This is a genomic window from Sphingomonas caseinilytica (assembly GCF_023516455.1).
GTDB lineage: Bacteria > Pseudomonadota > Alphaproteobacteria > Sphingomonadales > Sphingomonadaceae > Sphingomicrobium > Sphingomicrobium caseinilyticum.
This window is the reverse complement of record NZ_JAMGBA010000001.1, coordinates 880848-904339: the sequence shown is the minus strand read 5'-3', so window position 1 is coordinate 904339 and position 23492 is coordinate 880848. Positions and strand designations below refer to the sequence as shown.

The following is a 23492-nucleotide window of genomic DNA, read 5'->3' as shown; positions in this document are numbered from 1 at the left end:
CTCATCAAGACTGTCCCAACCGGATACGCCTTTGTCCCATCAGGTCAACATTTGTGACGGCCCTTTCGTCATGATGACCCCACTCCAGACAAAGGAATCGATCGGGTGACCGCCATTTCCGCAATTCGTCCGTCGGCGAGTGTGCCTGCAAGTCCTTTTGACCCCGACGATCCGCAGGCCTTCCGACATCGGTTCTCCAAGGTGAACGGGATCCGCATGCATTATGTGGATGAGGGTTCAGGCCCGCTCGTCATCCTGCTGCACGGATTTCCATACCTCTGGTATATGTGGCGCCTGCAAATCCCAGCACTGGTTGCGGCTGGCTACCGGGTCTTGGCGCCGGACCTGCGCGGGTTCGGGCAAACTGAAAAACCCGAAGCGCTCGAAGCTTACGACATGCTTCAAGCTGTCGGCGATATTGTCGGTTTGATGAAGGCGCAGCGCGAAACTTCGGCCGTGCTGGTCGGCCACGATCTCGGCGCGTGGGTAGCCTATATGGCGGCTCAGTTGCGACCCGATCTGTTTTCGCGGCTGGCCATCCTGAACACGCCGGTTCCACCTCGCGGGCCGTCCAAACCCAGTGTCGGCTGGGCAAAGCTCGCGAAGCAGGGCGTGCAGATCCACCACTCGTATTTCCAGGAGCGGGACACACCTGATCGCGAGTTGGCCCACGATACGCGCAAGTCTCTTAGATCGATCTTCTATTCGGTCTCTGGTAGCCCTGACGATTGTTGGAATCCCATCGTTCCAATGGGGACGCGCCTCCTCGACACGATGCCCGAACCGGACACCTTCCCGGATTGGCTCTCAGACCGCGCTCTCGATCATTATGTCGCCGAATATGAGCGCACGGGCTTCACCGGTGCCCTGAACTATTACCGCTGCCGCGACCGTAACTGGGAACTCACTCCATTCCTGGATGGATCTGCGGTGCGCCAGCCGAGCCTGTTTATCGGTGGAGCCTACGACCCCCTGATGTTGCTTGCCCGTGAGGGCTACGAAACGCTTGAAACGCACATGCCTGGGCTCCGGCGCAAAGTGTTGCTGGAAGGCATTGGGCACGACGCACCGGAGGAAGCCCCGGAGGCGGTCAACGCGGAGCTGCTCGCCTTCCTGGCTCCGGGCCATTGATCCGAACATTCATAGGAAACCAAGACGATGAACGCTGCCTCGACACCCGCCACGTCCGCTGCGCCGGCCACAATCCGGCCGTCGGTGCGCCAACACTCGATCAAAGTCGAGCTGTGCACGCCTGCTATTGGAGCTGAGCTAAGCAACGTCAGCCTCGCCAACGCCTCAGAAGATCCCGACCTGATCGCCGAAATCCGAACCCTATGGCTGAAGCACAAGGTGCTATTCTTCCGCGACCAGGACATAACTCCGATCGAGCAACAAGCCTTCGCCGCACAATTCGGCGAATTGGAAGCCCACCCGCTCGCGCCTAGCCACCCCAAAGCAGAGAAGCTGCTGATGCTGTATCGAAACCTCGACAGCAAGAATCCAAACTTTGTCGAGCGAGCAAGTCGCGAGAATCTCTGGCACGCCGATGTGACCTACAAGAAAGCGCCTCCGCGGGGAGCAGTGCTTCGATGCGAACTATGCCCGGAAGCTGGCGGCGACACTCTCTGGTCGAACATGGTCGTCGCTTACGAGAAACTGCCGGAAGCCATCAAACAGAGGATTGATGGGCTCTATGCAAAGCACGCTGTAGAATCGACCTTCGGGGCGCAATTGCCGACCGCCGAACGCCTTGCGCTAGGTGAGAAGAGTCCGGCCGCCGAACATCCAGTCGTTCTCACTCACCCGGAGACAAGCGAGAAGGCTCTATTCGTGAACTCGGCCTTCACGACCCACTTCTCGAACTTCTTCAACTTCCAGGATGTCCGCTTTGGACAGGATTTTCACCCGGAAGCCCACCACCTGATGGACTACCTGACTTCCCAGGCTTGCATACCTGAATATCAGGTGCGGCTGAAATGGCGAAGGAACACGATCGCCATGTGGGATAACCTGCAGGTGCAACACTACGCGGCGGCGGATTACGGCCATGAGCCCCGAAAGATGCTTCGCGCTACGCTCAAGGGCACGCCGCTCAACTGATTATTCCATCTCCCGGCGGCGGTCGCGCATCGCCTCTCAAGCAAGCCGAAAGTGACTATATATGCTTTACGAACAGATCGACACTGGCGTCATCGACGGCGACCCACTGCCGTGGGTCCCGTTCACGCCCTATGCGGACAATGTCTTCCTGAAATATTTCAAGCTCGACCCGATCCGGGGTGAGTTCATCGTGCTGATGAAGGCGCCGGCCGACATGCAGCTCCCCAGGCACCACCATAGCGGCACAGTCATCGTCTATACGATCGAGGGGAGCTGGAAATACAAGGAGCACGACTGGGTCGCCCGGCCGGGCAGCGTGGTGTTCGAGACCGCTGCGTCGGCCCACACGCCGGAGGTCGTCAATGTCGAAGGCGACAGCGGATATGTGCTGACCTTCGTGATCGTGGTCGGCGACCTGGTGTTCATGGACGAAAATGACAATGTGCTGGCCATCGAGAACTGGAAGACCGGCCTTCAGCGCTATCTCGCCTACTGCGAAGCAAATGGAATCGAGCCGCGAGATCTGACGGCGTTCCGCTGATCCAGCCGCATGTCATGATCGACGCCACCGAGGACCCAGAAATGACAGAGCGCCTGCCATTAGCAAGCATGGTCGCCGCCATGACCTTCCTCCTCGCAGCGCGAGGCACGCAAAGCACGCCGGAGTCAGATCTGGCGGGGGCGCTCTATGGTTGAGTATCGTCGTGGCGTAGCCAGCAAGCGTAAGAACGACCTTTGGCATCGGCACCCTGACTGTGAGTCCTTCCCGACAAGGACATTCGCAATCCGCAAGGATCCGCCGAGCGATGACGACCTATGTTCACGTTGCCATAGGCTTGCCCAAGACTTGAAGCTGAGGCCCGCTGCCTAACCTGACGAACGCCATGGGTCGAATGCGGCGATTGGCCAGAAAGCCCAGGACGGCTGATTTTGAGAAACCTCGGGTCGCAGTCAATCGTCCGCTATGGGCGCTAAGCGGCCTTAACTCTAATGACCGCAATGGGTCGAAAGCTGCCATTAGCTTAGGTGCCAGCCCGGCTTCGAATTTCAGGAGCCCGTTAGCTCTCGCAGCCGCTCATATTCCGGGCGCCAGTCGATCCCCGTCGTGGCCAGCCAGTCGTCGGAAAAATAAGTGTCCATGTAGCGATCGCCGTTGTCGCAAATCAGCGTCACGACCGATCCGTCGACCTTGTCCTCGATCATTTCGGAGATCAGCTGAACGCAGGCCCAGATGTTGGTTCCTGTCGAACCGCCAACGCGGCGCCCCAGGCGTTCGGAGATGAGGCGCGTCGCGGCGACGCTTTGTGCATCGCTGACCGAGATCATCCGATCGACGATGGAAGGTATGAACGACGGCTCTACCCGTGGCCGACCAATCCCTTCGATGCAGCTCGGATGAGTGTTGGCCGGAAGGCTCGTCACGCTTCGATCGGCGTAATGGCGGTGGAATATCGATGCTTCAGGATCCGCGACGCACAGCCGTGTGTGCAGCTCCTGGTAACGGATGAACCGGCCGATGGTGGCCGATGTCCCGCCAGTCCCGGCTCCGCAGACGATCCACTCTGGAATGGGCTGAGGTTCCGCCTCGAGCTGGCTGAAGATGGATTCGGCGATATTGTTGTTGCCGCGCCAGTCGGTCGCCCGCTCGGCGTAGGTGAACTGATCCATATAATGACCGCCGGTCTCCCGGGCGAGGCGCGCGGACTCGTCGTAAACGTCGGCAGGATTGTCGACATAGTGGATCTCGCCGCCCTGGAAGCGGATGAGGTCGATCTTCGCGGCGGCGACCGACCGCGGCACGACGGCGATGAAGCGGAGGCCGAGCATCCGGGCAAAATAGGCTTCGGACACGGCGGTCGATCCGCTGGAGGCCTCGACGATCGTCGTGTCCGGCCCGATCCAGTCGTTGCATAGGCCGTAAAGGAACAGGGACCGCGCCAGCCGGTGTTTCAGGCTGCCCGTCGGGTGACTGGACTCGTCCTTGAGATAGAGCCGGATTTCCGGGCCGGCGAGGAAACGGTGGAGGATGAGATGCGTATCCGACGTCCGGTTATAGTCCGCATCGATGAGGTGGACCGCCCGATTGTTCCAGGCTCGCCGCTGAGTGTCGTTCGTCATGCCGTGGCACCATAAGTGCCATTGGCAGCCGAGCCATCCGCAATCTTCCCGAGCAGGGGGGCGTTACAGAACCCGTACCAGCTTGACTGCGACCGCTGCCCAAGGCGGATCGGCGACGACACTTTGCCGGCCGCCGGCGCCCGGAGGCAGAAGGTGGAGCTTCCCGTCTTCACGGCCGATCAAGCGGCCGAACAGGAAGCGTCCGGCGGGACGCGGTACCAGCACGTCGCGGTTCAGCGCATGCACGAAGTCCTCGGGCTCCAGCCGTTCGCACCAGATCTCGTCGCCGGCGCGATAGTCGCCGACGCTGGTCGCAACGGTCATCGCTACTTGGCTTCCGGCGGGGCGCGGCGGAACGACCAGGGCCTGTTTCTTGGGCGCGCTCGCTCCATTCGCTCCGAGCACTGCAATCACCGGGAGCTCGCCATGGTCGGGATAGTCGACGAGGTCCGCCGCATCGACGCGAAGCGCTTCCGCAATGCGGTTGAGCCAGCTGACCGATACCGTACGCGTGCCGGTTTCAAGCCGTCCGATCGTCTGCGGCGTTGTCGGCGGGACGCAGGCCTTGGCGACCTCATCCAGCGTCATTCCGCGGGCGCGGCGAACTTCGCGAATTCGAGTGATCATGGATCAGTTCCAATACGCATACTAACCAATGTGGTTTTTTGCCTGTCCTACAGATTCTCCTGTGTGGCAAGGAAAAATCGACTCGAATTCATCAGGAGGGAAAATGAAGGAAACCCAGGCACGACCGTCGCGATTGCTGGTGGAGCGCGCGATCGTCGGCGATGCGCACACCAGAAAGGGGCAGCGTCCCGCCCGCTCCGTCACCATGAACCTGGCCGAAAGCCCGTTGGGCTGGCTGTTCGCCCGGGGCCATGTGAATCAGCGCCAGTTTGATGCCGGGGAACGGCTGCGCGCCGATTGGGAGCGCGCTCAGCTGGGGCAGCGCGTGACCATGTCATGGGACGCTGCGCCGGTTTCACGCAGTCGTGGGGGTTCAGCCGAGCGGGTCGACCTCAGCTCGTCGCAACTCGACGCGAAGAAAAGGTTCGAAACGGCAGTGGCCGCGGCCGGGCCCGGTCTCTCCGACATATTATGGCGGGTAGTCTGCGCCGGCGAAGGAATGCGCGACGCCGAGACGGCCCTCGGCTGGCCGGCTCGTGCGGGCAAGCTTGTCCTTGGGCTGGCGCTGGACCGCGTCGCCGACTACTACCGGATAAAGTCACACTGACTGGCCGAAAAGGCGCCTCTCCTTGAGACCTTTGTGACCTTTGTGACCTTAAGCAGTGAGGAGTGATCCGATGATCCTTTACGGCTCAACCATGTCGCCGTTCGTTCGCAAGGTGGCGGCCTATGCGGCGGAAAAGGGGATTGAACTCGACCTCCAGCAGACCGGGTTTCCAAATCCTACGCCGGAGTTTTGCGCGGCAAGCCCGTTCAAGAAGATGCCGGCTTTGGCCGACGGCGACTATTTGCTCTCCGACTCCAGCGCGATAATCCACTATCTCGAGGCAAAATATCCGGAGCCGGAGCTGATCCCGGCCGAGCCGAGGGCGCGGGGCAGGGTGATCTGGTTCGACGAATTTGCCGACACGTTGCTGTTCGCCTGCGGTGCGAAGATCTTCTTCAACAAGGTGGTAGCGCCGCGCTTCCTTGGCCGCGAGGGCGATTTGTCCGCGGCCGAAGCGGCGGAGCGAGACGAGCTTCCGCCGCTGCTCGACTATCTTGAGGGTGTCATCCCCGACAGCGGCTATCTGGTCGGGGACCGCCTGACCCTGGCTGACATTTCGGTTGCCGGGCCGTTCGCCAACTTCAGCCACTGCCAAGTGGCGATCGACGAAGGACGCTACCCGCGGGTCACGCGCTATGTCGCCGGAATCCTCTCGCGGCCAAGCTTCACCCGCTACGTCGAGCGCGAAGCGGCGTTCCTGGCCAGGGAGTCCGCATAAAGAAAGGGCCGCGCCGAAGCGCGACCCTTGTTTGGTTGGAGTTGGAATTACTCGCCGTCGGACTTGCGCTGGTCTTCCTCTTCGTCGACCAGCTCGCTGCTGCTGTCCTGCTCGCCCTTTGAACCGACGAAGCCGCTCTCGGCCTCACCGCTCTCGGGCGTGCCGCTGGCTGCGCCTTCGACGTCCGTGCGCTGCTGGGTGAGCGTATCGCCCTGCGTACCTTCATCGGGCGATCCGCCCTGATCCTGCGCGAATTCCTGCTGGCCTTCCTGACCGGTTTCGAACTCACGGGACTTTTCGCCGGTTTCGCGCTGCTCGCCGGACTGGGCTTGCGGTTGCTGCTGCGATTGCGACTTGCTGATGTCCCGCTCGGAGCTTGGGTTCCGCTCTTGATCGTTAGCCATCGATAAACCTCCTCAAGATCTGACCCCACGCTCTTGAATCGATAAGCTGATGAGCGGTCGCTCCGTTCCACGCCGGGCGCGCGCAATGCGACGAATGGAAGATCGGGTCGGGAAACCGACATCCGCTTTGGCGCGATTCCGCCATTTCGAAATCGGCCACCAAAATTCGAATGCGACGAGCCGAAACGAGGGCAAAGAAAAAGCCGCCGGAGCGAACTCCGACGGCTTGTTTCTTTCGAGCTGAACGAGAGGCTTAGGCCTCCTCGCCCTCGGCTTCGCCAGCTTCCGCTGCCGGAGCTTCGGCGGCCGGAGCCTCCTCGGCTGCGTCTTCCGGAAGCGTGCCCGGCTCGGCGTTCGGATCGAACTGTTCGGTGAAGCCGGCTTCTTCACGCTCGAACATCGACGCCATGACGTCGATGCCCTGCGCCTGCAGTTCGGCTTCTTCCGGCGAGCGGGCAACGTTGACCTTGATGGTCACGCTGACCTCGGGGTGAAGGGCGACCTTCACCTCGTGCATGCCGATCGCCTTGATCGGGCGGTCGAGCACGATCTGGCTCTTAGACACCTTGGCGCCTTCGACCTCGAGCGCCTCGACGATGTCGCGGGCGCTGACGGAGCCGTAGAGCGCACCGACGTTCGACGCCTGGCGGATCAGCTGTACCGTCTTGCCGTCGACGCCCTTCGAGGCCGCTTCGGCATCCGAGCGCTTCGAAGCATTTTCAGCTTCGATCTTGGCGCGGTTGGCCTCGAAGACCTTCTTGTTGGCTTCGTTGGCGCGGAGCGCCTTCTTGTTCGGCAGCAGATAGTTGCGCGCGAAACCGTTCTTCACGGAGACGATGTCGCCGATCTGGCCGAGCTTCTCGACGCGTTCGAGCAGGATGACTTCCATGTTCCTTGCTCCTTATTTCACGACGTAGGGCAGCAGGCCGATGTGGCGGGCGCGCTTGATCGCCTTCGCCAGATCACGCTGCTTCTTGGCCGAAACCGCGGTGATGCGGCTGGGGACGATCTTGCCACGCTCGGACACGAAGCCCTGGAGCAGACGAACGTCCTTGTAATCGATGCGGGGCGCGTCCTTGCCCGAGAAGGGGCAGGACTTGCGGCGGCGGAAGAATGCACGTGCCATCGCTTAGGCCTCCAGCTCTTCGCGGCGCGGGCCGCGGCTACGTTCACGATCGCGGTCCTGCTTGCGCATCATCGCCGACGGACCCTTTTCATGGTCTTCGACGCGGATGGTCATGAAGCGGATGACGTCTTCGTTGATGCCGGTCTGGCGCTCCAGCTCGGCCATCGCCGGTGCCGGGGCATCGACGTCGAGCATGACGTAATGCGCCTTGCGGTTCTTGGCGATGCGGTAGGCGAGGCCGCGCAGGCCCCAATTCTCAGTCTTGACCACCTTGCCGCCGTTATCGGCGATGATCTTGGTGGCGTTTTCCGCGAGCGCATCGACCTGGGCTTGGGCCAGATCCTGACGCGCGAGGAAAACATGCTCGTAAAGCGGCATGTTCCATGCACCTATGTTGGCCGATCGCTGACGCTCGCCCCATGCAATGCGCCCCTCCGGCTGTCGTTCAAAAATTATCAACCGCGCGAGGCAGGCCTCGGCGGTCGGGCGGGCCTATGGCGGAAACGCCCGGGAAAGGCAAGTATCAGAGGGAGAGTTCGACCGGCCGGGCGTGGATCGGCTCGGAAAAACCCTTGAGCTGGCACTCGACGATGTCGAGGAACTTCAAGTTTTTGCCGATGCAGAGGTCTGCGACGACGTTCGACACCAAGGTCTGGCCGGGCTCGGCCTGGGCGCAGAGGCGTGCGGCAAGCTGTACAGTTGATCCGAACAGGTCCTGGCCCTGCTCGACCGGCTCGCCGGCGCTGATCCCGATGCGGACGATGACGGGGTGATCGGTGCCACCGTTGTTGTGCTTGGCAAGGTTTCCGTGAATCCCGCATGCGGCCTTCACCGCGCAGGCGGCCGAGTTGAATGCGGCCATGATCCCGTCGCCGGTATGCTTGACCTCGCGCCCGCCCATCCCGCCAACTTCCATTCGGACGATATGGTCATGCACCCCGAGCATGGCGATCGCGACCTCGTCGCCATGAATGGACGTCATCTCGGTCGATCCGACGATATCGGTGAACATGACGGCCCGAAGCCCGGTGTCATTGTGGGTTTCGCCGGGAAGAAGCGCTGCGCCGGCCCGGTTGATCTCGCCCGGACCGAGCAGGCTGTCCGCCATATCCTCGTCGACTTCGATGATCTTCTCGGCCATCAGCCCATGGGCTTCGCGATGGACCGCAGCGGCCGCTTCCGGATTGGGCGCGTCGATCAGGCAGAAGACTTTCCCCGCCTCCTCGTTCAGCCAATATTTGATGCAGTTGACGTGATGCTTGTGCTGAACCGCGAGGTCCGCCTTATGTGCTTCCTCGAGGGCTGCCGCCGTCGCGCCGGGCGCGTTGTGAATATCCATGTACAGCGGCATCGGCACACACCCCTTGCGTGGCCATGGCATACAGAAATTCCGATTATGAGTCAGCCGCCTAACAATTGGCGATAAAGCTCCAGATAGCGGTCGGCCATGCGGTCGACCGTGAACCGTTCGGCGACGGCCTGGCGGCATGCTGCCCGGTCGATTTCGCCGACGCGCCCGATAGCCGCCACCGCCTCGTCGAAGCTGTCGACCAGGAATCCAGTTACGCCATTCTCGATCAGTTCCGGCATCGAACCACGGCGATAGGCGATCACCGGCGTCCCGCAGGCCATCGCCTCCACCACTGACAGGCCGAACGGCTCCTCAAACCCGATCAGGTGGAGCATCGCATAGGCCGAGCCCAGCGCCGTCGTCCGGTCTGTGCCGCCCAGCACGCCTCGATATTCAACGTTGCGATCGTCGATGAACGGCGCTGCCTCTCGCGCGAAATAGTCGGTGTCCTGGATGAGACCGGCCATGACCAGCTTGCGCCCAGCCGCGCGGGCGGCGCGGATCGCCTCGCCGGCCCCCTTGTCTGTGTGGAAGCGGCCGAAGAACAGCAGATCGTCGCTGCCCTCGGCGTGGAACGGGAACTCGTCGATCGGAATCCCGTGGTGGATGGTCGCCGCATAACGCAGCGACGGATCGCGGTCGGCGTCGCTGATCGCGACATAGGCGGAGCGGTCGTTGTAGCGCTGATAGACCGGCAGGATGCTCGGCGATGAAAAGCCGTGGATGGTGGTCACGATCGGCGTGTCGACCATGTCCGCAAAGATCAGCGGCATGAAGTCCGCCTGGTTATGGATCAGGTCGAATTCGCCCGCGCGCTCGAACAAATGCGCGATGTGCAGCGCTTCCCACGCCTTGGCGTTGAGGGCCGGGTCCTCCGAATAGCCCGTCGGGACGACGCCATCGAGCTTGCCCTTGGTCAGGCTGTCCAGCGTGGCGAACAGGGTGACATCGACGCCGCGTTCGACAAGCGCTTCGGTCAGAAGGCTGGTGACCAACTCCCACGGGCCATAGGCGCGGGGCGGGGTCCGCCAGCTGATCGAGCTGAGCATCGCGACGCGCATCGGTCAGTCCGCCATGCGCAGGATGATGCCTTCGTTTGGGCGAAGGGAGCCGTCGGACTCGCCATGGTCGATCGTCGACAGGAGTAGTTCACCCGAGGGAAGGGTGATGGCCCGGCGCTCGCCCGACAGGTTCAGCGCGACAAAGATGCAGGTATCGCCCTGGCTGCGGCGGTAGGCGAGCACATCGTCTTGTGAATTCACAAGTTCAAAACCGCCTTCGGAAAGTGCCGTTTCGGAACGACGCAGCGCGAGCAGTGCGCGATAAAGACCAAGCATCGATCCCGGATTGGCGATTTCAGCTTCGACATTCCGCCTGGGCCAATCGACGTGGAGCGGAAGCCACGGCTTGCCACTCGTGAACCCGGCATGCGGCGAGCCGTCCCAGCCCATCGGCGTTCTCACAGGATCGCGACCGAGACCTATTCCGGGCTCCCTCAGCTCGCGCGGGTCTTTGACCTCGTTCGCCGGAATCGAAACATCGGCGAGGCCAATCTCGTCGCCATAATAAATGGTCGGTGTCCCTCGCAGCGTCAGCAGCAGCACCGCCGCAACGCGTGCCTGCGCTTCGCCGACCTTCGCCGCGATCCGCGGCCGGTCGTGATTGCCCAGCACCCAGTTGGGCCAACCGCCGGCCGGCAAAGCTTCTTCATATCTTTGAATGGCTTCGCCGATTGCAGCCGCATTCCACTGCAAGTCGATCAACTGGAAATTGAAGGGCAGGTGCACGCCCGGCGCATCGACGCCATAGTATCGGACCAGCCGCTCGACCGGCAAGTAGATCTCCCCGACCAGCAGCCGTTCGCCAAACTGGTCGGCTAGAGATCGCATCTCCGCCGCAATCTCATGCACCTCCGGCTGGTCCGTCGAATGCAACTGCAGGACGCGGTTCATATCACCCATCCCCGGCCGATAGTCGGGGTTCGGCGGGTTATCGCGGAGGTCTTCGGCCTTCACCATGTGCCACAGCACATCGATGCGGAACCCATCGACTCCGCGATCGAACCAGAAGCGCATCACGTCGAGCATCGCCGCCCGAACTTCGGGATTGCGCCAGTTGAGGTCCGGCTGCTCCTTCAGGAATGCGTGGAGATAATATTGGCCGGTGGTCTCATCCCATTCCCATGACGAGCCGCCGAAATCGCTTATCCAGTTGTTGGGCGGGCCGCCGTCGGGGCCGGGGTCGCGCCAGATGTACCAATCCCGCTTCGGATTATCCCGCGACGACCGGCTTTCGATAAACCAGGCATGCCGGTCGCTGCTGTGGTTGGGTACCAGGTCGAGCAACAGTTTCAGGCCGCGCCGGTGCGTCGCAGCCAAGAGCCGGTCGAAATCCTCAAGCGAACCGAAGAGCGGATCGACCCCGACATAGTCCGAAACGTCGTAGCCGAAGTCGGCCATAGGCGAGGGGAAGATGGGCGACAGCCAGATCGCATCGACGCCGAGATCGACGAAATAGTCCAGCCGCCGTTCGATCCCAGCGAGGTCGCCGACTCCGTCGCCGTCGCTGTCCTGAAAGGAGCGCGGATAAATTTGATAAAGGACCCCACGCTCCCACCAGGGGGCGGGCGCAAGGTCGGCCGGATTATTGCTCATCGCCTGTGCAACGCGGCAGGGCGGGACCGGTGCCACCCTGATTGCCGGGAGCGCTGCCAAGTGGCAAAGGGCGGGGCATGGCGACGCACCTCAAGAGCATCCACCCGACTGCCGATCCGCTGGACGATGTGAGCCTGCCGGGCTGGCTCTATCATGATCCCGAATTCTTCGACGCGGAGAAGCGCGCTTTCCTTCGCGCCTCGCCCCAGGTGGTTTGCCACGAAAGCGAGATCGCCAATCCGGGCGAGTGGCGTACGATCGATTTTCTTGGCGAAAGCGTCATCGTCATTCGCGGCGACGACGGCGACGTCCGCGCATTCACCAACGTCTGCCGCCATCGCGGTTCGCGGCTGGTCGACGGCGAGGGCGGCTGCGCCAAGGTACTGACCTGCCCCTATCACGCCTGGAGTTATGCCCGCGACGGACGGCTTGTCGGCGTCATGCACCGGCACGAATATCCGGGACTTGAGGTCGAAAAGCTCGGCCTCGTTTCGGTCGCGCTCGAAAATTGGCGCGGCTTCCTGTTCGTCCGGCTGGAAGAGGGCCTGCCCTCCGTCCATGACATGATGGCGCCCTACGAGCATGAGGTGGCGCCATATCGCTTCGAGGATTTGCGCGCGATCGGCCGCGTCACGCTCCGCCCGCGCGATCTCAACTGGAAGACGATTGCGGACAATTATTCGGACCATCTCCACATCCCCGTTGGTCATCCCGGCCTGACCCGTTTGTTTGGGAAGCGTTACAGCATCGAGGCACAGGACTGGGTCGACCGGATGGAGGGCGAGCTTCGCGACGATGAATCGTCCAATCCGTCCGAGCGTGCCTATCAGCGCCTGCTCCCGGAGGCCGAGCATTTGCCGCCGACGCACCGCCGGAAATGGCTCTATTACAAGCTGTTCCCCTGCGTGGCGTTCGACATCTATCCGGACCAGGTCGACTTCATGCAGTGGCTGCCGGTCTCCGCGACGACCAGCGTCATTCGCGAGATCAGCTATGCGCTTCCCGACGACCGGCGGGAGATGAGAGCTGCGCGCTTCCTCAACTGGCGGATCAACCGCCGGGTCAATGCCGAGGACACGGAGCTGATCAGCCGCGTCCAACACGGCATGGCCAGCCCCACCTATGTCCCGGGACCGCTCGGCAAGAGCGAGGTGTGCCTGAGGAGCTTCTCGCGGAAGCTCCGCGGACTCATTCCGGAGGCGAGGCTGGAGCGGCCACCTGCGCCGGGCTGGACGCGCGGGAATTAAGCCGCCGCATCGCGGTCCGGATTACCAAGCCGGCGGCTAGCAGCACCAGGCACCAAAGGCCGGCTTCAAGGCCAATCCCATACGTCGCGAACGCGATGAACAGCAGCGCTACGATGATGATCGACCTGGCGCCGATCGCCGTGCTCGACTTCCAGGCGGCAAAGGCGCCGATCGAATAGACCGGGATCAGCGCCGCCGTCGAAAGCAGCACGACGAAGGTGTAAAGATTGACGGTGGCGCGGCTGCTGTTGGCGACCAGCAGGAGGATGGTGAGCCCGGCCGCGACCAACTGCGAGAAAACCGGCGTATTGGCGCCGCGGGTATGCGCCATTCTGGCGGGAAGATCGCCCCGAAGCCCCATTGAATAGCCCAGCTCTCCGGTGCCGAGGATTAATCCGTTGAGGCAGCCGATGGCACTGATCGCAATGGCGATCGCCGCGACTACCGCAACTCCATGGCCCCACCGGGCCACCAGGGCGTCGGCGAACGGTGCCGGCGAGTTGGCGGCGAGGTCGGCAGGCAGAAGCATTAGGATGCTCGTTCCCGCGGCAATGTAGAGCAGGACGACGAATGCGGTGCCGCCCAGCAGCGCTCGCGGGACCGTTCGGCCTGCGTCTCGCACTTTTCCGACCGGTGTCGTCGCGGTTTCGAATCCGGTCAGCGCGAAGAAGGTGAGGGCGGTTGCGGTTGCAATATTGCCGAAGCTGACGGGCATTGGCGCAAAAGGCTCATACTCGCCCCCGCTCGCGCCCCGCTCCATGAACAGCCAGATGACGGCCAGCAGCGGCAATATCTTGATGGCCACCGTCACCAGCGAAAGGCCGCCGGCGGAGCGCACGCCGGTCGCGTTGATCGCGGTCAGGATGAGGACGCAGCCGATCGCGACCGGCAGGACCAGGTGCGGGCCACCGAACTGCGGCCCGATGAACGACAATGCCGACGCCACTCCAATCGCGACCGAGGCCTGTGCCGCCCAATTAGACACCCAGAAAGCCCATGCGACGAGGAACCCGGTCGTCTGCCCGAACTCCCGCTCGATATTGGCCTGGATGCCCTCTCCGCTGAACTTGGACACCTGGGCGAGCGCATAGACGATACACAGTACGCCGACGCCGCTGACGATCCATCCGATCAGTGCGTTGCGGCCGAGCGGGGCGAGGGCGACCGGCAGCATGAAGATCGCCGCGCCGATGATCGTCCCGACGACTAGCGCCCAGGTCATCCAGTAGCCGATGAGTTGCTTCTCGCCTGCGTCGTTCATCATCGATCCTCCCCAGTTCGACGGGTCAAACGCTAACTAAGCGGACTGTATTCGCCGCTCACTCCGGCGGTGCGGCCGGTGCGGGCGCCTGCGCCGGGCTGGACCAAAGGGAATTGAGCCGCATCCCGAAGTAGACCGGGATTCCGATAATCAGCAGCAGCGCGCCCCAGGCGATCGGCTCCGTGCCCGCGCCATAGAGCGTCCACATCGCGTAGATGCTTGCGAACACAACAATCGGCAGGACGATCCACGGCCCCTTTAGGCGGCCGGAAAGCTGCAGCCGCCCGGCCGCGAGAGCGCAGGACAGGTAAAGGATCAGTGCTGCCGCGGTCGACAGCAGGGCCATGAAGGCAAACAGCGCAGACGTAGATCGCGCATAGTTAGCCGCGACGAGCAAGGTCGCGAGGCCGGACGATAGCAACTGGGCCCGCACGGCAACGCCGTTTGACGCGGTTACAGCGAACCAGCGGGGAAATGTCCCGTCACGAGCCATGGCGAGCGGCAATTCGCCCTGGATCAGGATCAGGCCGTTGAGTGCGCCCATCGCGCTGACCGCGGCGAAAACGGCAATCAGCGAGCCGAACGTCGGGCTCCAATAGTGGCTGACGAACAATGCGAACGGAGCGTTGGATCCTGCCACTTCACTTTGCGGCAGGAACATTGTCACCGGCGTCGCGACCAGCAGGTATAGCACGCCGACAATAAGCGTTCCGATGATGGTCGCGCGCGGCACGTTGCGGGCCGGATCCTTGACGTTACGCGACGCGATCGAGGCCGCCTCGAACCCCAGCAGCGCCCACAAGGTGAGGGCCGCCGCTGCATTGACCGAGGAAAGGCTGATCTGGGCGGAATCGAACTTTGGCGTAGCAGTCGGTTGGTCGGCCCCCACCACATAGGCAGCGATGATGATGACGACGAGCAGCGGCACCAGCTTGATGCCCACGGTGAGCATCTGAAATCGGCCGCCGGCCTGGACGCTGACGCAATTGAGCAAGGTCAGCGCCCATAGGATCGCAATTGCGGCAAACGCAGCCACGCCGGCAAGCGAGGGGATCAGCAGCGACAGATAGCTGACTGCCGCGATCGCGATCGCCGCATTGCCTGCCCAAAGGGAAACCCAATAGCTCCAGGCAACCACGAATGCGGGCAGCGGCCCGAATGCTTCGCCGACATAGGCATAGGGGCCGCCGGCATAGGGCAGGGTGCGTGCCAGCTGGCCGAACAGATAAGCCAGCCCAAGCGCGCCCGAGATGGTGACCATCCAGCCGATCGTTGCGTTCCAGCCGAAGGGCGCCAGTTCTGCGGGAAGCAGGAAGATACCGGAACCGATGAAGGTACCGACGACCAACGCAAGGCACATCCAGAAGCCAAGCTGCCGGCCGTTCTCTGCTTCATTCATTATTGCTTCTCCCCCGAGCGCACTTGGCAATTTTGGCTGACCGGCCTAGTCCGCCCGCGAACTTAAGCACAGAACAACAGGGATTTCGATGCGCGCATTCCTTTTTCCGGGGCAGGGCAGCCAATCGGTCGGCATGGGCGATGCCTTGAGCCAGGCCAGCGTCGCCGCTCGCGATACCTTTGCCGAAGTCGACGAGGCACTTGGCCAGCATCTCTTCAAGCTGATGCGCGAAGGGCCGGATGACGATCTTAAGCTCACCGAGAATGCCCAGCCGGCAATCATGGCCCATGCGCTGGCGGTGTTCCGAGCGCTGACCCGGGAAGGCGGCGTCGACCTTGCGAAGTCAGCTCATTTCGTCGCGGGCCACAGCCTCGGCGAATATTCGGCGCTGGCCGCGGCCGGGTCCTTCGACCTTGCGACAACCGCGAAGCTGCTGAAGCTGCGCGGTCAGGCGATGCAGGCGGCCGTGCCCGTGGGCGTGGGCGCGATGGCTGCGCTTCTTGGCGCGGACCTTGAGCTTGCCCAGAAGATCGCGGCGGCTGCTGCGGAAGGCGAGGTCTGCACCGTCGCTAACGACAATGACCCCTCGCAGGTCGTCATTTCCGGCCACAAGGGCGCAATCGACCGCGCCATCGCGCTCGCCAAGGATATGGGTGCCAAGCGCGCCCTGCCGCTTCCGGTATCCGCGCCCTTCCACTGCCCGTTGATGCAGCCCGCGGCCGATGCCATGGCCGACGCACTGGGCAACACGGACATATTGGCGCCCGCGGTGCCGCTATTTGCAAACGTCACCGCGCAAGCGGTCGCCGACCCGTCGACGATCCGCAACCAGCTGGTCGAACAGGTGACGGGCATGGTCCGCTGGCGCGAAAGTGTCGCCAACATGGCTGCCGCTGGTGTGGAAGAATTCGTCGAATTGGGCGGCAAGGTGCTCGGCCCGATGGTGAAGCGCATTGCGCCGGACGCCAAGGTAACCAGCGTCGTCACGATCGAAGACATTGAGGCGCTGGCCAAGGAATTGCACTGACCGTCACCCCAGCGAAGGCTGGGGCCCAGGTCGATCAACATGGATGCCAGCCTTCGCTGGCATGACGGAAATAGGGGTAGTGAGAATGTTTGACCTCACCGGAATGACGGCTCTCGTAACCGGCGCAAGCGGCGGCCTTGGCAGCTCGATCGCCAAATCGCTCGCGGCTCAAGGTGCCCGATTGGTGCTGTCCGGTTCCAATGCAGCCAAGCTCGAAGCTTTCGCCAAGGAGCTTGGCGGCGACCATGTGACGCTCGTCTGCAACCTGTCGAACCCTGAAGAGGTCGATCAGCTCGTCCCGCGTGCCGTCGAGGCGCTCGGCAAGCTCGACATCCTCGTCAACAACGCCGGCGTCACCCGCGACAACCTCGCCATGCGAATGAAGGACGAGGAGTGGGACCAGGTCATCAAGGTCAATCTTGAAGGCGCCTTTCGACTGATGCGGGCGGCGATGAAGCCGATGATGAAGGCGCGGCATGGCCGGATCATCAACATCACCTCGGTGGTCGGCGTGACTGGCAATCCGGGGCAGGCGAACTATGTCGCCTCCAAGGCCGGCCTCATCGGCATGTCCAAGGCCTTCGCGCAGGAAGTCGCGAGCCGTGGAATCACGGTGAATTGCGTCGCGCCGGGCTTCATGACTTCGGCGATGACCGACGCGCTGACCGACACTCAGAAGGAAGGGATTTTGTCCAAGATCCCGACCGGCGCGATGGGCAGCGGCGACGATATCGGCGCGGCGGTGGTGTATCTTGCCAGCAACGAGGCGGGTTACGTCACTGGCCAGACGCTGCACGTCAATGGTGGGATGGCGATGCCCTGACCCTCACTTCGTCATCCCCGCGAAAGCGGGGACCCAGCCCCAAAAAATAAAATCTAGGTTCCCGCTTCCGCGGGAATGACGAGTTTGATGTCACCCTTGTCGCTTGAAATCGCAGACCTATATCGCCCGCGAAACATCAATTCGTGGATGGCTGGGCAGCGCATCCATGAGGGGCAAGTAAGAGGATTAGAATATGGCGAAAGTGATCGGGATCGATCTGGGTACCACCAATAGCTGCGTCGCGGTTATGGAGGGGGGAAAGCCCAAGGTTATCGAGAATGCTGAAGGCGCGCGTACGACCCCGTCGGTCGTAGCCTTCACCAAGGACGGCGAACGCCTTGTCGGCCAGCCGGCCAAGCGCCAGGCGGTCACCAATCCCGACAATACCGTTTTCGCGGTGAAGCGCCTCATCGGCCGCCGCTTTGACGATCCGATCACCAAGAAGGACACCGAGCTGGTGCCCTACAAGATCGTCAAGGGCGCGAACGGCGACGCCTGGGTCCAGGCCGGCGGGAAGGATTATTCGCCCTCGCAGATCTCGGCCTTCACGCTCCAGAAGATGAAGGAAACCGCCGAAGCCTATCTCGGCGAAACGGTTACCCAGGCCGTCATCACGGTTCCCGCCTACTTCAACGATGCCCAGCGCCAGGCGACCAAGGACGCCGGACAGATCGCCGGCCTTGAAGTCCTGCGCATCATCAACGAGCCGACCGCGGCTGCGCTCGCCTATGGCCTGGAAAAGGAAGAGGGCAAGACGATCGCGGTCTACGACCTTGGTGGCGGCACCTTCGACGTCTCGGTCCTTGAGATCGGCGATGGCGTGTTCGAGGTGAAGTCGACCAACGGCGACACATTCCTCGGCGGCGAGGATTTCGACGCCAAGATCGTCGAGTTCCTGGCCGACAAGTTCAAGGCAAAGGAAGGCATCGACCTCAAGACCGATCGCCTCGCCCTGCAGCGCCTCAAGGAAGCCGCGGAAAAGGCCAAGATCGAACTTAGCTCGGCCCAGACCACCGAGATCAACCAGCCGTTCATCACCGCCCGCATGGAAGGCGGCACGACGACCCCGCTGCACCTCGTTGAAACGATCAGCCGCGCGGACCTGGAAAAGCTGGTTGCCGACCTCATCAACCGGACCTTGGAGCCGTGTCGCAAGGCGCTGAAGGATGCCGGCATCGAGGCGAAGGACATCGCCGATGTCGTCCTAGTCGGCGGCATGACCCGCATGCCGCGCGTCCGCGAAGTGGTGAAGGAATTCTTCGGCCGCGAGCCGCACACCGGCGTCAATCCTGACGAAGTCGTGGCGATGGGCGCTGCCATCCAGGCCGGCGTCCTGCAGGGCGACGTCAAGGACGTGCTGCTGCTCGATGTGACCCCGCTGTCGCTGGGCATTGAGACGCTTGGCGGTGTCTTCACCCGGATGATCGACCGCAACACGACCATCCCGACGAAGAAGAGCCAGACCTTCTCGACCGCGGACGACAATCAGAATGCGGTCACCATTCGCGTCTTCCAGGGCGAGCGCGAGATGGCCAACGACAATAAGGCGCTTGGTCAGTTCGACCTGGTCGGAATTCCGCCGGCGCCGCGCGGCGTCCCGCAGATCGAGGTCACGTTCGACATCGACGCCAACGGCATCGTCCACGTCACTGCCAAGGACAAGGGCACGGGCAAGGAACAGCAGATCCGCATCCAGGCGTCGGGCGGCCTTTCGGATAACGACATCGACCAGATGGTGAAGGAAGCCGAACAGTTCGCCGAAGAAGACAAGAAGCGCCGCGACGCTGCGGAGTCGAAGAACCAGGCCGAAAGCCTCATTCATTCGACCGAGCAGCAGCTGAAGGAGCATGGCGACAAGGTCGATGATGCGCTGAAGAGCGAGATCGAGGCCGCGGTTGCCGAGGCCAAGACCGCTGTCGAAGGCGGTGATGCCGAGGCGATGAAGGCCAAGACCGAGGCGCTGGCCCAGGCGGCGATGAAGCTTGGCCAGTCGATCTACGAGAAGACGCAAGCCGCTGGCGGCGAGGAAGCGACGGCCCAGTCGGCCGACGCAACCGCCGAAGCCGCTCCGGCTGATGAAGAAGTTGTCGACGCCGAATTCTCGGAAGTCGACGAAGACAAGAAGGCCTGAGGGTCATGACATTGACGGCGCCGGCGGATGAAAATCGGTCGGCGCCGTTCGTCATGGGTGGGGAATGATGGCCACGGATTATTACGAACTGCTCGGCGTCCCCAAGGGAGCCGACGACAAGACGATCAAGGCGGCCTACCGCAAGGCGGCGATGGATTGCCATCCCGACCGCCATGGCGGCTGCACCGACAAGGAAGCGCACTTCAAGGCCTTGAATGAGGCCTATGACGTCCTGAAGGACCCGCAAAAGCGCGCGGCCTACGACCGCTTCGGCCACGCCGCATTCCAGAATGGCTCGAATGGGCAAGGTCCCTTCGGCGGCGCAGGCGGCGGCGGATTCGAAGGCTTCTCCGACATATTCTCGTCGATCTTCGGCGAATTCATGGATCCCCGCGCGCAGCGGGCCAGCGCGGCCCGCGGCTCGGACCTTCGCTACGACCTCGAGCTATCGCTGGAAGAGGCCTATTCGGGCATCGAGAAGACGATCGCCGTACAGGCGCTTGCCGCCTGCGAAGCTTGCAACGCATCGGGTTCGCGCGGTCATACGGCGGCCCAAAGCTGCCCTAGTTGCGGCGGCGCGGGCAAGGTTCGTGCGCAACAGGGATTTTTCGTCGTCGAAAGGACTTGTCCCGGCTGCATGGGCTCGGGCCAGACCATCGCCGATCCCTGCCCGTCGTGCGAAGGCGAAGGCCGAGCGCTCAAGACCCGCAAGCTCAACGTCAACATTCCCGCCGGCGTCGACGAAGGCACGCGCATTCGCGTCGCCGGAGAAGGTGAGGCCGGGATGCGCGGTGCGCCGGCGGGCGACCTTTACCTGTTCGTCCACATGAAGCGCCACTCCATCTTCGGCCGCGACGGGACGACCCTCGTGGCGGAGGCGCCGATCACCTTCACAACGGCAGCGCTGGGCGGCTGCATCACCATCCCAGGCATCGACGGCGAGCGGATCGAACTGAAGATCCCGGCGGGCATCCAGTCGGGCGAGACGATCCGCCAGCGGGGTGCCGGCATGAGCGTTCTCAACGGCCGCGGCCGAGGCGATCTCATGGCCAGGATCCTGGTCGAAACACCGACCAAGCTGTCGAAGGATCAGCGCGCCATTCTCGAGCAGTTCCGCGACACCGAGACCGGTGACGAATGCCCGGCAAGCAAGGGCTTCTTCCGCCGGATCAAGGACGCCTTAGGGGGTTAGGGCATATTTGCCCCACCCTCGGCGCGCCATCCGCGCGACGAGCCGTTCCGCAAACAAATGTGCCACTGAGCGCCGCTCGGCCCCAATGCGCTTTGGCGTTGAGTTGAAGGCATGGAGCGAGGCGACCAGTTCGCCGTCGATACGCAGCGGCAGCGACATGGTCGATGCGATACCCAATCCGGCCAGCCGTTCGACCTCTTCAGCCCCGGGGGCAAGATAGGCGGCCTTGGCCAGAAGCTCGTCTTCCTCGTTGCCAACCAGCGGCACTTGCTCGGCGTCCCGATCGGCAATGAGGCGCGATCCATTCGTGGTCGGGAAGGTGCCTTCAGTGTCGGATTTCAGGTTGGAAGCGATCACCGCGCCCAGATCGTCGCAGATCACCACCTTTTCGAACCCGATCAGCGAATGCAGAAGCCGCATGGCCTGGCCTGCCAGCTCCACCGGCTCGTTTCCGGTCAGGCGGTCGCTCATCGAACGAACCATGCCAATGCCGTCCGGCAGTCGCGGTTCCGCCGCCAGCTCCGCCTCGATCAGGTAGCGGCCGTCGTCGCCGGTCGCACGGATGTCGAGCATCACGTCGCCCCATTCGACGCCATAATCCTGGACTTCGCTCTCGTCGCTCGACAGCCACGCGAGGCGATTGCGCAAGCTATGAATGGCCTTGCTGCCAATCACATCGGCAAGAGGTTGGCCGACGACGGTCGCGGGGCGGATATCGCCCAGCATGCCGACATTGGCGCTTACGGTTTCGACGTGCCAGTCGGGTCCGATTACCAGCAACAGGGCACAAGGCTGAACGGCGGCCATTTACGCTCCGAGCAACATGAAAGGGGTCATTCCTTGGCCCTGGCTACGGGCGTTCTAAAGCCGATGGCGATCCGGTTCCACGCATTGATCGCCCCAATCGCAAGCGTCACCGCGACCCGCTCCTTCTCATCGAACGCCGCTGCCAATGCCTCATAATCGGCATCGGGCGCATTGGTTTCCGAAATCAGGGTCAAGGCTTCGGTCCAGCCGAGTACCGCGCGTTCCCGCTCGTCGAAGAAATTGGTCTCGCGCCAGGCGGGGAGCAGGTCGAGCCGCTGCTGCCGCTCGCCGTCGTGCCGCGCCTCTCTATTGTGCATGTCGATGCAGTAAGCGCAGCCGTTGATCTGCGACGCGCGAAGCTTGATCAGGTGGACAAGCTTCCGGTCCAGCCCCATCGCCTCGACCGTCTGCTCAAGGCCCATCATCGCCTTGATCGCTTCGGGAGCGACGACCCCGTAATTCAGACGCATTGTCATGACCGAGCCTCCTTTCAGGCGGCGCCGAACACGCGCTCGAAAATCTGGTCTACGCGCTTCAAATGATAGCCGAGGTCGAACAGCTCCTCGAGCTGTGCTTCATCCAACTTGGCCGTGACGTCCGCATCGCCCTTGAGCAGGTCAAGCAGCGACAGCTGTCCGTCCGACTCCCACACCTTCATCGCGTTGCGCTGCACCAGCGCATAGCTGTCCTCGCGGGAAAGCCCGGCCTGTGTCAGCGCCAGTAGCACCCGCTGCGAATGGACGAGGCCGCCCATCTTATCGAGGTTCTTCTGCATGCGGTCGGGATAGACCAGCAGCTTGTCGATGACGCCCGTCAGGCGGGCCAGTGCGAAGTCGAGCGTGATGCAAGCATCCGGCCCGATGAACCGCTCGACGGACGAGTGGCTGATGTCCCGCTCATGCCATAGCGCGACATTCTCCATCGCCGGGACGACCGCCGAACGGACCACCCGGGCAAGACCGGTCAGATTCTCGGTCAGCACCGGGTTGCGCTTGTGCGGCATGGCCGAACTGCCCTTCTGGCCCGGCGAGAAATATTCCTCGGCCTCCAGCACCTCGGTCCGCTGCAGGTGGCGGATCTCGACCGCCAGCCGCTCGATCGACGAGGCGACGACGCCCAAGGTCGCGAAGAACATGGCATGCCTGTCGCGCGGGATGACCTGGGTCGAGGTCGGCTCGGGGGTTAAACCCAGCTCCTTCGCGACATGCTCCTCGACCGCCGGGTCGATGTTGGCGAAGGTGCCAACGGCGCCGGAAATGGCGCAGGTTGCGATATCGTCGCGCGCGGCCTTGAGGCGGGCCCGGTTGCGGTCGAACTCGGCATATGCCTGCGCCAGCTTCAGGCCGAAGGTCACCGGCTCGGCATGGATGCCATGGCTGCGGCCGATCGTCGGGGTCAGCTTATGTTCGAACGCCCGCCGCTTCAGCACTGCCAACAGCTGGTCCAGATCCTCAAGCAGCAGGTCCGCCGACTGCATCAGCTGCACCGCCAGGCTGGTGTCGAGAACGTCGCTCGACGTCATTCCCTGGTGCAACCAGCGCCGCTCCGGCCCCAATTTCTCGCCGGCCCAGGTCAGGAAGGCGATCACGTCATGCTTGGTGACCGCCTCGATCGCGTCGATCGCCGGGACGTCGATCTCGCCCAGCACGTTCGCGTCAAAAGCCTTGCGGATGGTGGCGGCGTCGTCGGCCGGGATCATCCCGATCTTCCCCATCGCCTCCGCGGCAAACACCTCGATCGCCCACCAGATCTGATAGCGGTTCTCCGACGACCAGATGGCGGTCATCGCGGGACGGGAATAGCGGGGGACCATGCGGGGCCTTTGCGTTAGCGTGGAATTGCCGCGCGCCTAGCAAGGGTAAGGCGGTGGGGCAACGATTGGGCGACGCTTACGACCGCA

25 protein-coding genes are annotated in these 23492 nt (G+C 62.9%); 11 read left to right on the top strand and 14 right to left on the bottom strand.

Translation table 11 applies throughout. The annotated features are described in order from the left end of the window. The first annotated feature begins 105 nt into the window (after positions 1–105). The 4 genes from LZ496_RS04565 to LZ496_RS04550 all read left to right on the top strand — a co-directional run bounded on the left by LZ496_RS04565 (position 106) and on the right by LZ496_RS04550 (position 2796). On the top strand, positions 106–1131 hold the full coding sequence (locus tag LZ496_RS04565) for an alpha/beta fold hydrolase (RefSeq protein ID WP_249903403.1): 1026 nt from the start codon (positions 106–108) through the stop codon (positions 1129–1131). A 27-nt stretch (positions 1132–1158) separates the two neighbouring features. Next, positions 1159–2100 carry a TauD/TfdA dioxygenase family protein gene (locus LZ496_RS04560; protein ID WP_249903402.1) on the top strand — a complete coding sequence of 314 codons (942 nt, stop codon included), beginning with the start codon at positions 1159–1161 and terminating at the stop codon, positions 2098–2100. 61 nt (positions 2101–2161) lie between these two features. Continuing rightward, positions 2162–2641, top strand: a complete 480-nt coding sequence (locus LZ496_RS04555) for a 2,4'-dihydroxyacetophenone dioxygenase family protein (protein ID WP_249903401.1) — start codon at positions 2162–2164, stop codon at positions 2639–2641. A gap of 14 nt (positions 2642–2655) precedes the next feature. After that, a complete protein-coding gene (locus tag LZ496_RS04550) occupies positions 2656–2796 on the top strand; it encodes a hypothetical protein (RefSeq protein WP_249903400.1) in 141 nt (46 codons plus the stop codon). Positions 2797–3147: 351 nt separating this feature from the next. Here LZ496_RS04550 and LZ496_RS04545 read toward each other — a convergent pair whose 3' ends face one another. Beyond that, the gene (locus tag LZ496_RS04545; protein ID WP_249903399.1) at positions 3148–4218 is read right to left on the bottom strand and encodes a PLP-dependent cysteine synthase family protein; all 1071 of its coding nucleotides are present in this window, start codon (positions 4216–4218) and stop codon (positions 3148–3150) included. 63 nt (positions 4219–4281) lie between these two features. Beyond that, on the bottom strand, positions 4282–4845 hold the full coding sequence (locus LZ496_RS04540) for a helix-turn-helix domain-containing protein (protein WP_249903398.1): 564 nt from the start codon (positions 4843–4845) through the stop codon (positions 4282–4284). A 205-nt stretch (positions 4846–5050) separates the two neighbouring features. Between LZ496_RS04540 and LZ496_RS04535 the strand changes: the two genes are divergently transcribed. Continuing rightward, on the top strand, positions 5051–5452 hold the full coding sequence (locus LZ496_RS04535; protein ID WP_249903864.1) for a DUF6456 domain-containing protein: 402 nt from the start codon (positions 5051–5053) through the stop codon (positions 5450–5452). Between the two features lie 70 nt (positions 5453–5522). After that, complete coding sequence (locus LZ496_RS04530; RefSeq protein ID WP_249903397.1) at positions 5523–6170, top strand: glutathione S-transferase family protein; 648 nt, start codon at positions 5523–5525, stop codon at positions 6168–6170. Positions 6171–6217: 47 nt separating this feature from the next. Here LZ496_RS04530 and LZ496_RS04525 read toward each other — a convergent pair whose 3' ends face one another. The 7 genes from LZ496_RS04525 to LZ496_RS04495 form a co-directional block, all read right to left on the bottom strand. Continuing rightward, entirely contained in the window at positions 6218–6574 is a 357-nt protein-coding gene (locus LZ496_RS04525; RefSeq protein WP_249903396.1) for a hypothetical protein, read from the bottom strand. Positions 6575–6827: 253 nt separating this feature from the next. After that, positions 6828–7463: a 50S ribosomal protein L9 gene (rplI, locus tag LZ496_RS04520; RefSeq protein ID WP_249903395.1), complete on the bottom strand. Its 636-nt coding sequence runs from the start codon at positions 7461–7463 to the stop codon at positions 6828–6830. 12 nt (positions 7464–7475) lie between these two features. Beyond that, positions 7476–7700, bottom strand: a complete 225-nt coding sequence (rpsR, locus tag LZ496_RS04515) for a 30S ribosomal protein S18 (RefSeq protein WP_249903394.1) — start codon at positions 7698–7700, stop codon at positions 7476–7478. A gap of 3 nt (positions 7701–7703) precedes the next feature. Then, positions 7704–8078: a 30S ribosomal protein S6 gene (rpsF, locus tag LZ496_RS04510; protein WP_249903393.1), complete on the bottom strand. Its 375-nt coding sequence runs from the start codon at positions 8076–8078 to the stop codon at positions 7704–7706. A gap of 145 nt (positions 8079–8223) precedes the next feature. Further along, positions 8224–9039 (bottom strand): nickel-binding protein, encoded by an 816-nt coding sequence (locus LZ496_RS04505; protein ID WP_249903392.1) that lies wholly within the window; start codon positions 9037–9039, stop codon positions 8224–8226. 62 nt (positions 9040–9101) lie between these two features. Then, complete coding sequence (locus tag LZ496_RS04500; protein WP_249903391.1) at positions 9102–10112, bottom strand: glycosyltransferase family 4 protein; 1011 nt, start codon at positions 10110–10112, stop codon at positions 9102–9104. Positions 10113–10115: 3 nt separating this feature from the next. Further along, complete coding sequence (locus LZ496_RS04495; RefSeq protein ID WP_249903390.1) at positions 10116–11705, bottom strand: alpha-amylase family glycosyl hydrolase; 1590 nt, start codon at positions 11703–11705, stop codon at positions 10116–10118. Between the two features lie 77 nt (positions 11706–11782). Here LZ496_RS04495 and LZ496_RS04490 point away from each other — a divergent pair, with 77 nt between their 5' ends. After that, positions 11783–12952 (top strand): aromatic ring-hydroxylating oxygenase subunit alpha, encoded by a 1170-nt coding sequence (locus tag LZ496_RS04490; RefSeq protein ID WP_249903389.1) that lies wholly within the window; start codon positions 11783–11785, stop codon positions 12950–12952. Here the strand turns inward: LZ496_RS04490 and LZ496_RS04485 are convergent. Further along, positions 12894–14216, bottom strand: a complete 1323-nt coding sequence (locus tag LZ496_RS04485; RefSeq protein WP_249903388.1) for an APC family permease — start codon at positions 14214–14216, stop codon at positions 12894–12896. The two genes, LZ496_RS04490 and LZ496_RS04485, sit on opposite strands and share 59 nt — an antisense overlap. Before the next feature lie 55 nt (positions 14217–14271). Then, positions 14272–15612 (bottom strand): APC family permease, encoded by a 1341-nt coding sequence (locus tag LZ496_RS04480; RefSeq protein ID WP_249903387.1) that lies wholly within the window; start codon positions 15610–15612, stop codon positions 14272–14274. Between the two features lie 88 nt (positions 15613–15700). Between LZ496_RS04480 and fabD the strand changes: the two genes are divergently transcribed. From fabD to dnaJ, 4 genes are all read left to right on the top strand, one after another. After that, complete coding sequence (fabD, locus tag LZ496_RS04475; RefSeq protein ID WP_249903386.1) at positions 15701–16639, top strand: ACP S-malonyltransferase; 939 nt, start codon at positions 15701–15703, stop codon at positions 16637–16639. An 85-nt stretch (positions 16640–16724) separates the two neighbouring features. Then, entirely contained in the window at positions 16725–17462 is a 738-nt protein-coding gene (gene fabG, locus LZ496_RS04470) for a 3-oxoacyl-[acyl-carrier-protein] reductase (RefSeq protein WP_249903385.1), read from the top strand. 193 nt (positions 17463–17655) lie between these two features. Next, positions 17656–19593 (top strand): molecular chaperone DnaK, encoded by a 1938-nt coding sequence (gene dnaK / locus LZ496_RS04465; protein WP_249903384.1) that lies wholly within the window; start codon positions 17656–17658, stop codon positions 19591–19593. Positions 19594–19657: 64 nt separating this feature from the next. Beyond that, positions 19658–20785, top strand: coding sequence for a molecular chaperone DnaJ (gene dnaJ, locus LZ496_RS04460; protein WP_436286452.1), 1128 nt, complete (start codon positions 19658–19660; stop codon positions 20783–20785). Here the strand turns inward: dnaJ and LZ496_RS04455 are convergent. The 3 genes from LZ496_RS04455 to purB are packed head-to-tail and all read right to left on the bottom strand — an operon-like array spanning position 20774 to position 23405. Continuing rightward, positions 20774–21592 carry a GAF domain-containing protein gene (locus LZ496_RS04455; protein ID WP_249903383.1) on the bottom strand — a complete coding sequence of 273 codons (819 nt, stop codon included), beginning with the start codon at positions 21590–21592 and terminating at the stop codon, positions 20774–20776. The two genes, dnaJ and LZ496_RS04455, sit on opposite strands and share 12 nt — an antisense overlap. 26 nt (positions 21593–21618) lie before the next feature. Further along, positions 21619–22068, bottom strand: a complete 450-nt coding sequence (locus LZ496_RS04450; RefSeq protein ID WP_249903382.1) for a carboxymuconolactone decarboxylase family protein — start codon at positions 22066–22068, stop codon at positions 21619–21621. 14 nt (positions 22069–22082) lie between these two features. Further along, a complete protein-coding gene (purB, locus tag LZ496_RS04445; protein ID WP_249903381.1) occupies positions 22083–23405 on the bottom strand; it encodes an adenylosuccinate lyase in 1323 nt (440 codons plus the stop codon). Positions 23406–23492 lie beyond the last annotated feature (87 nt).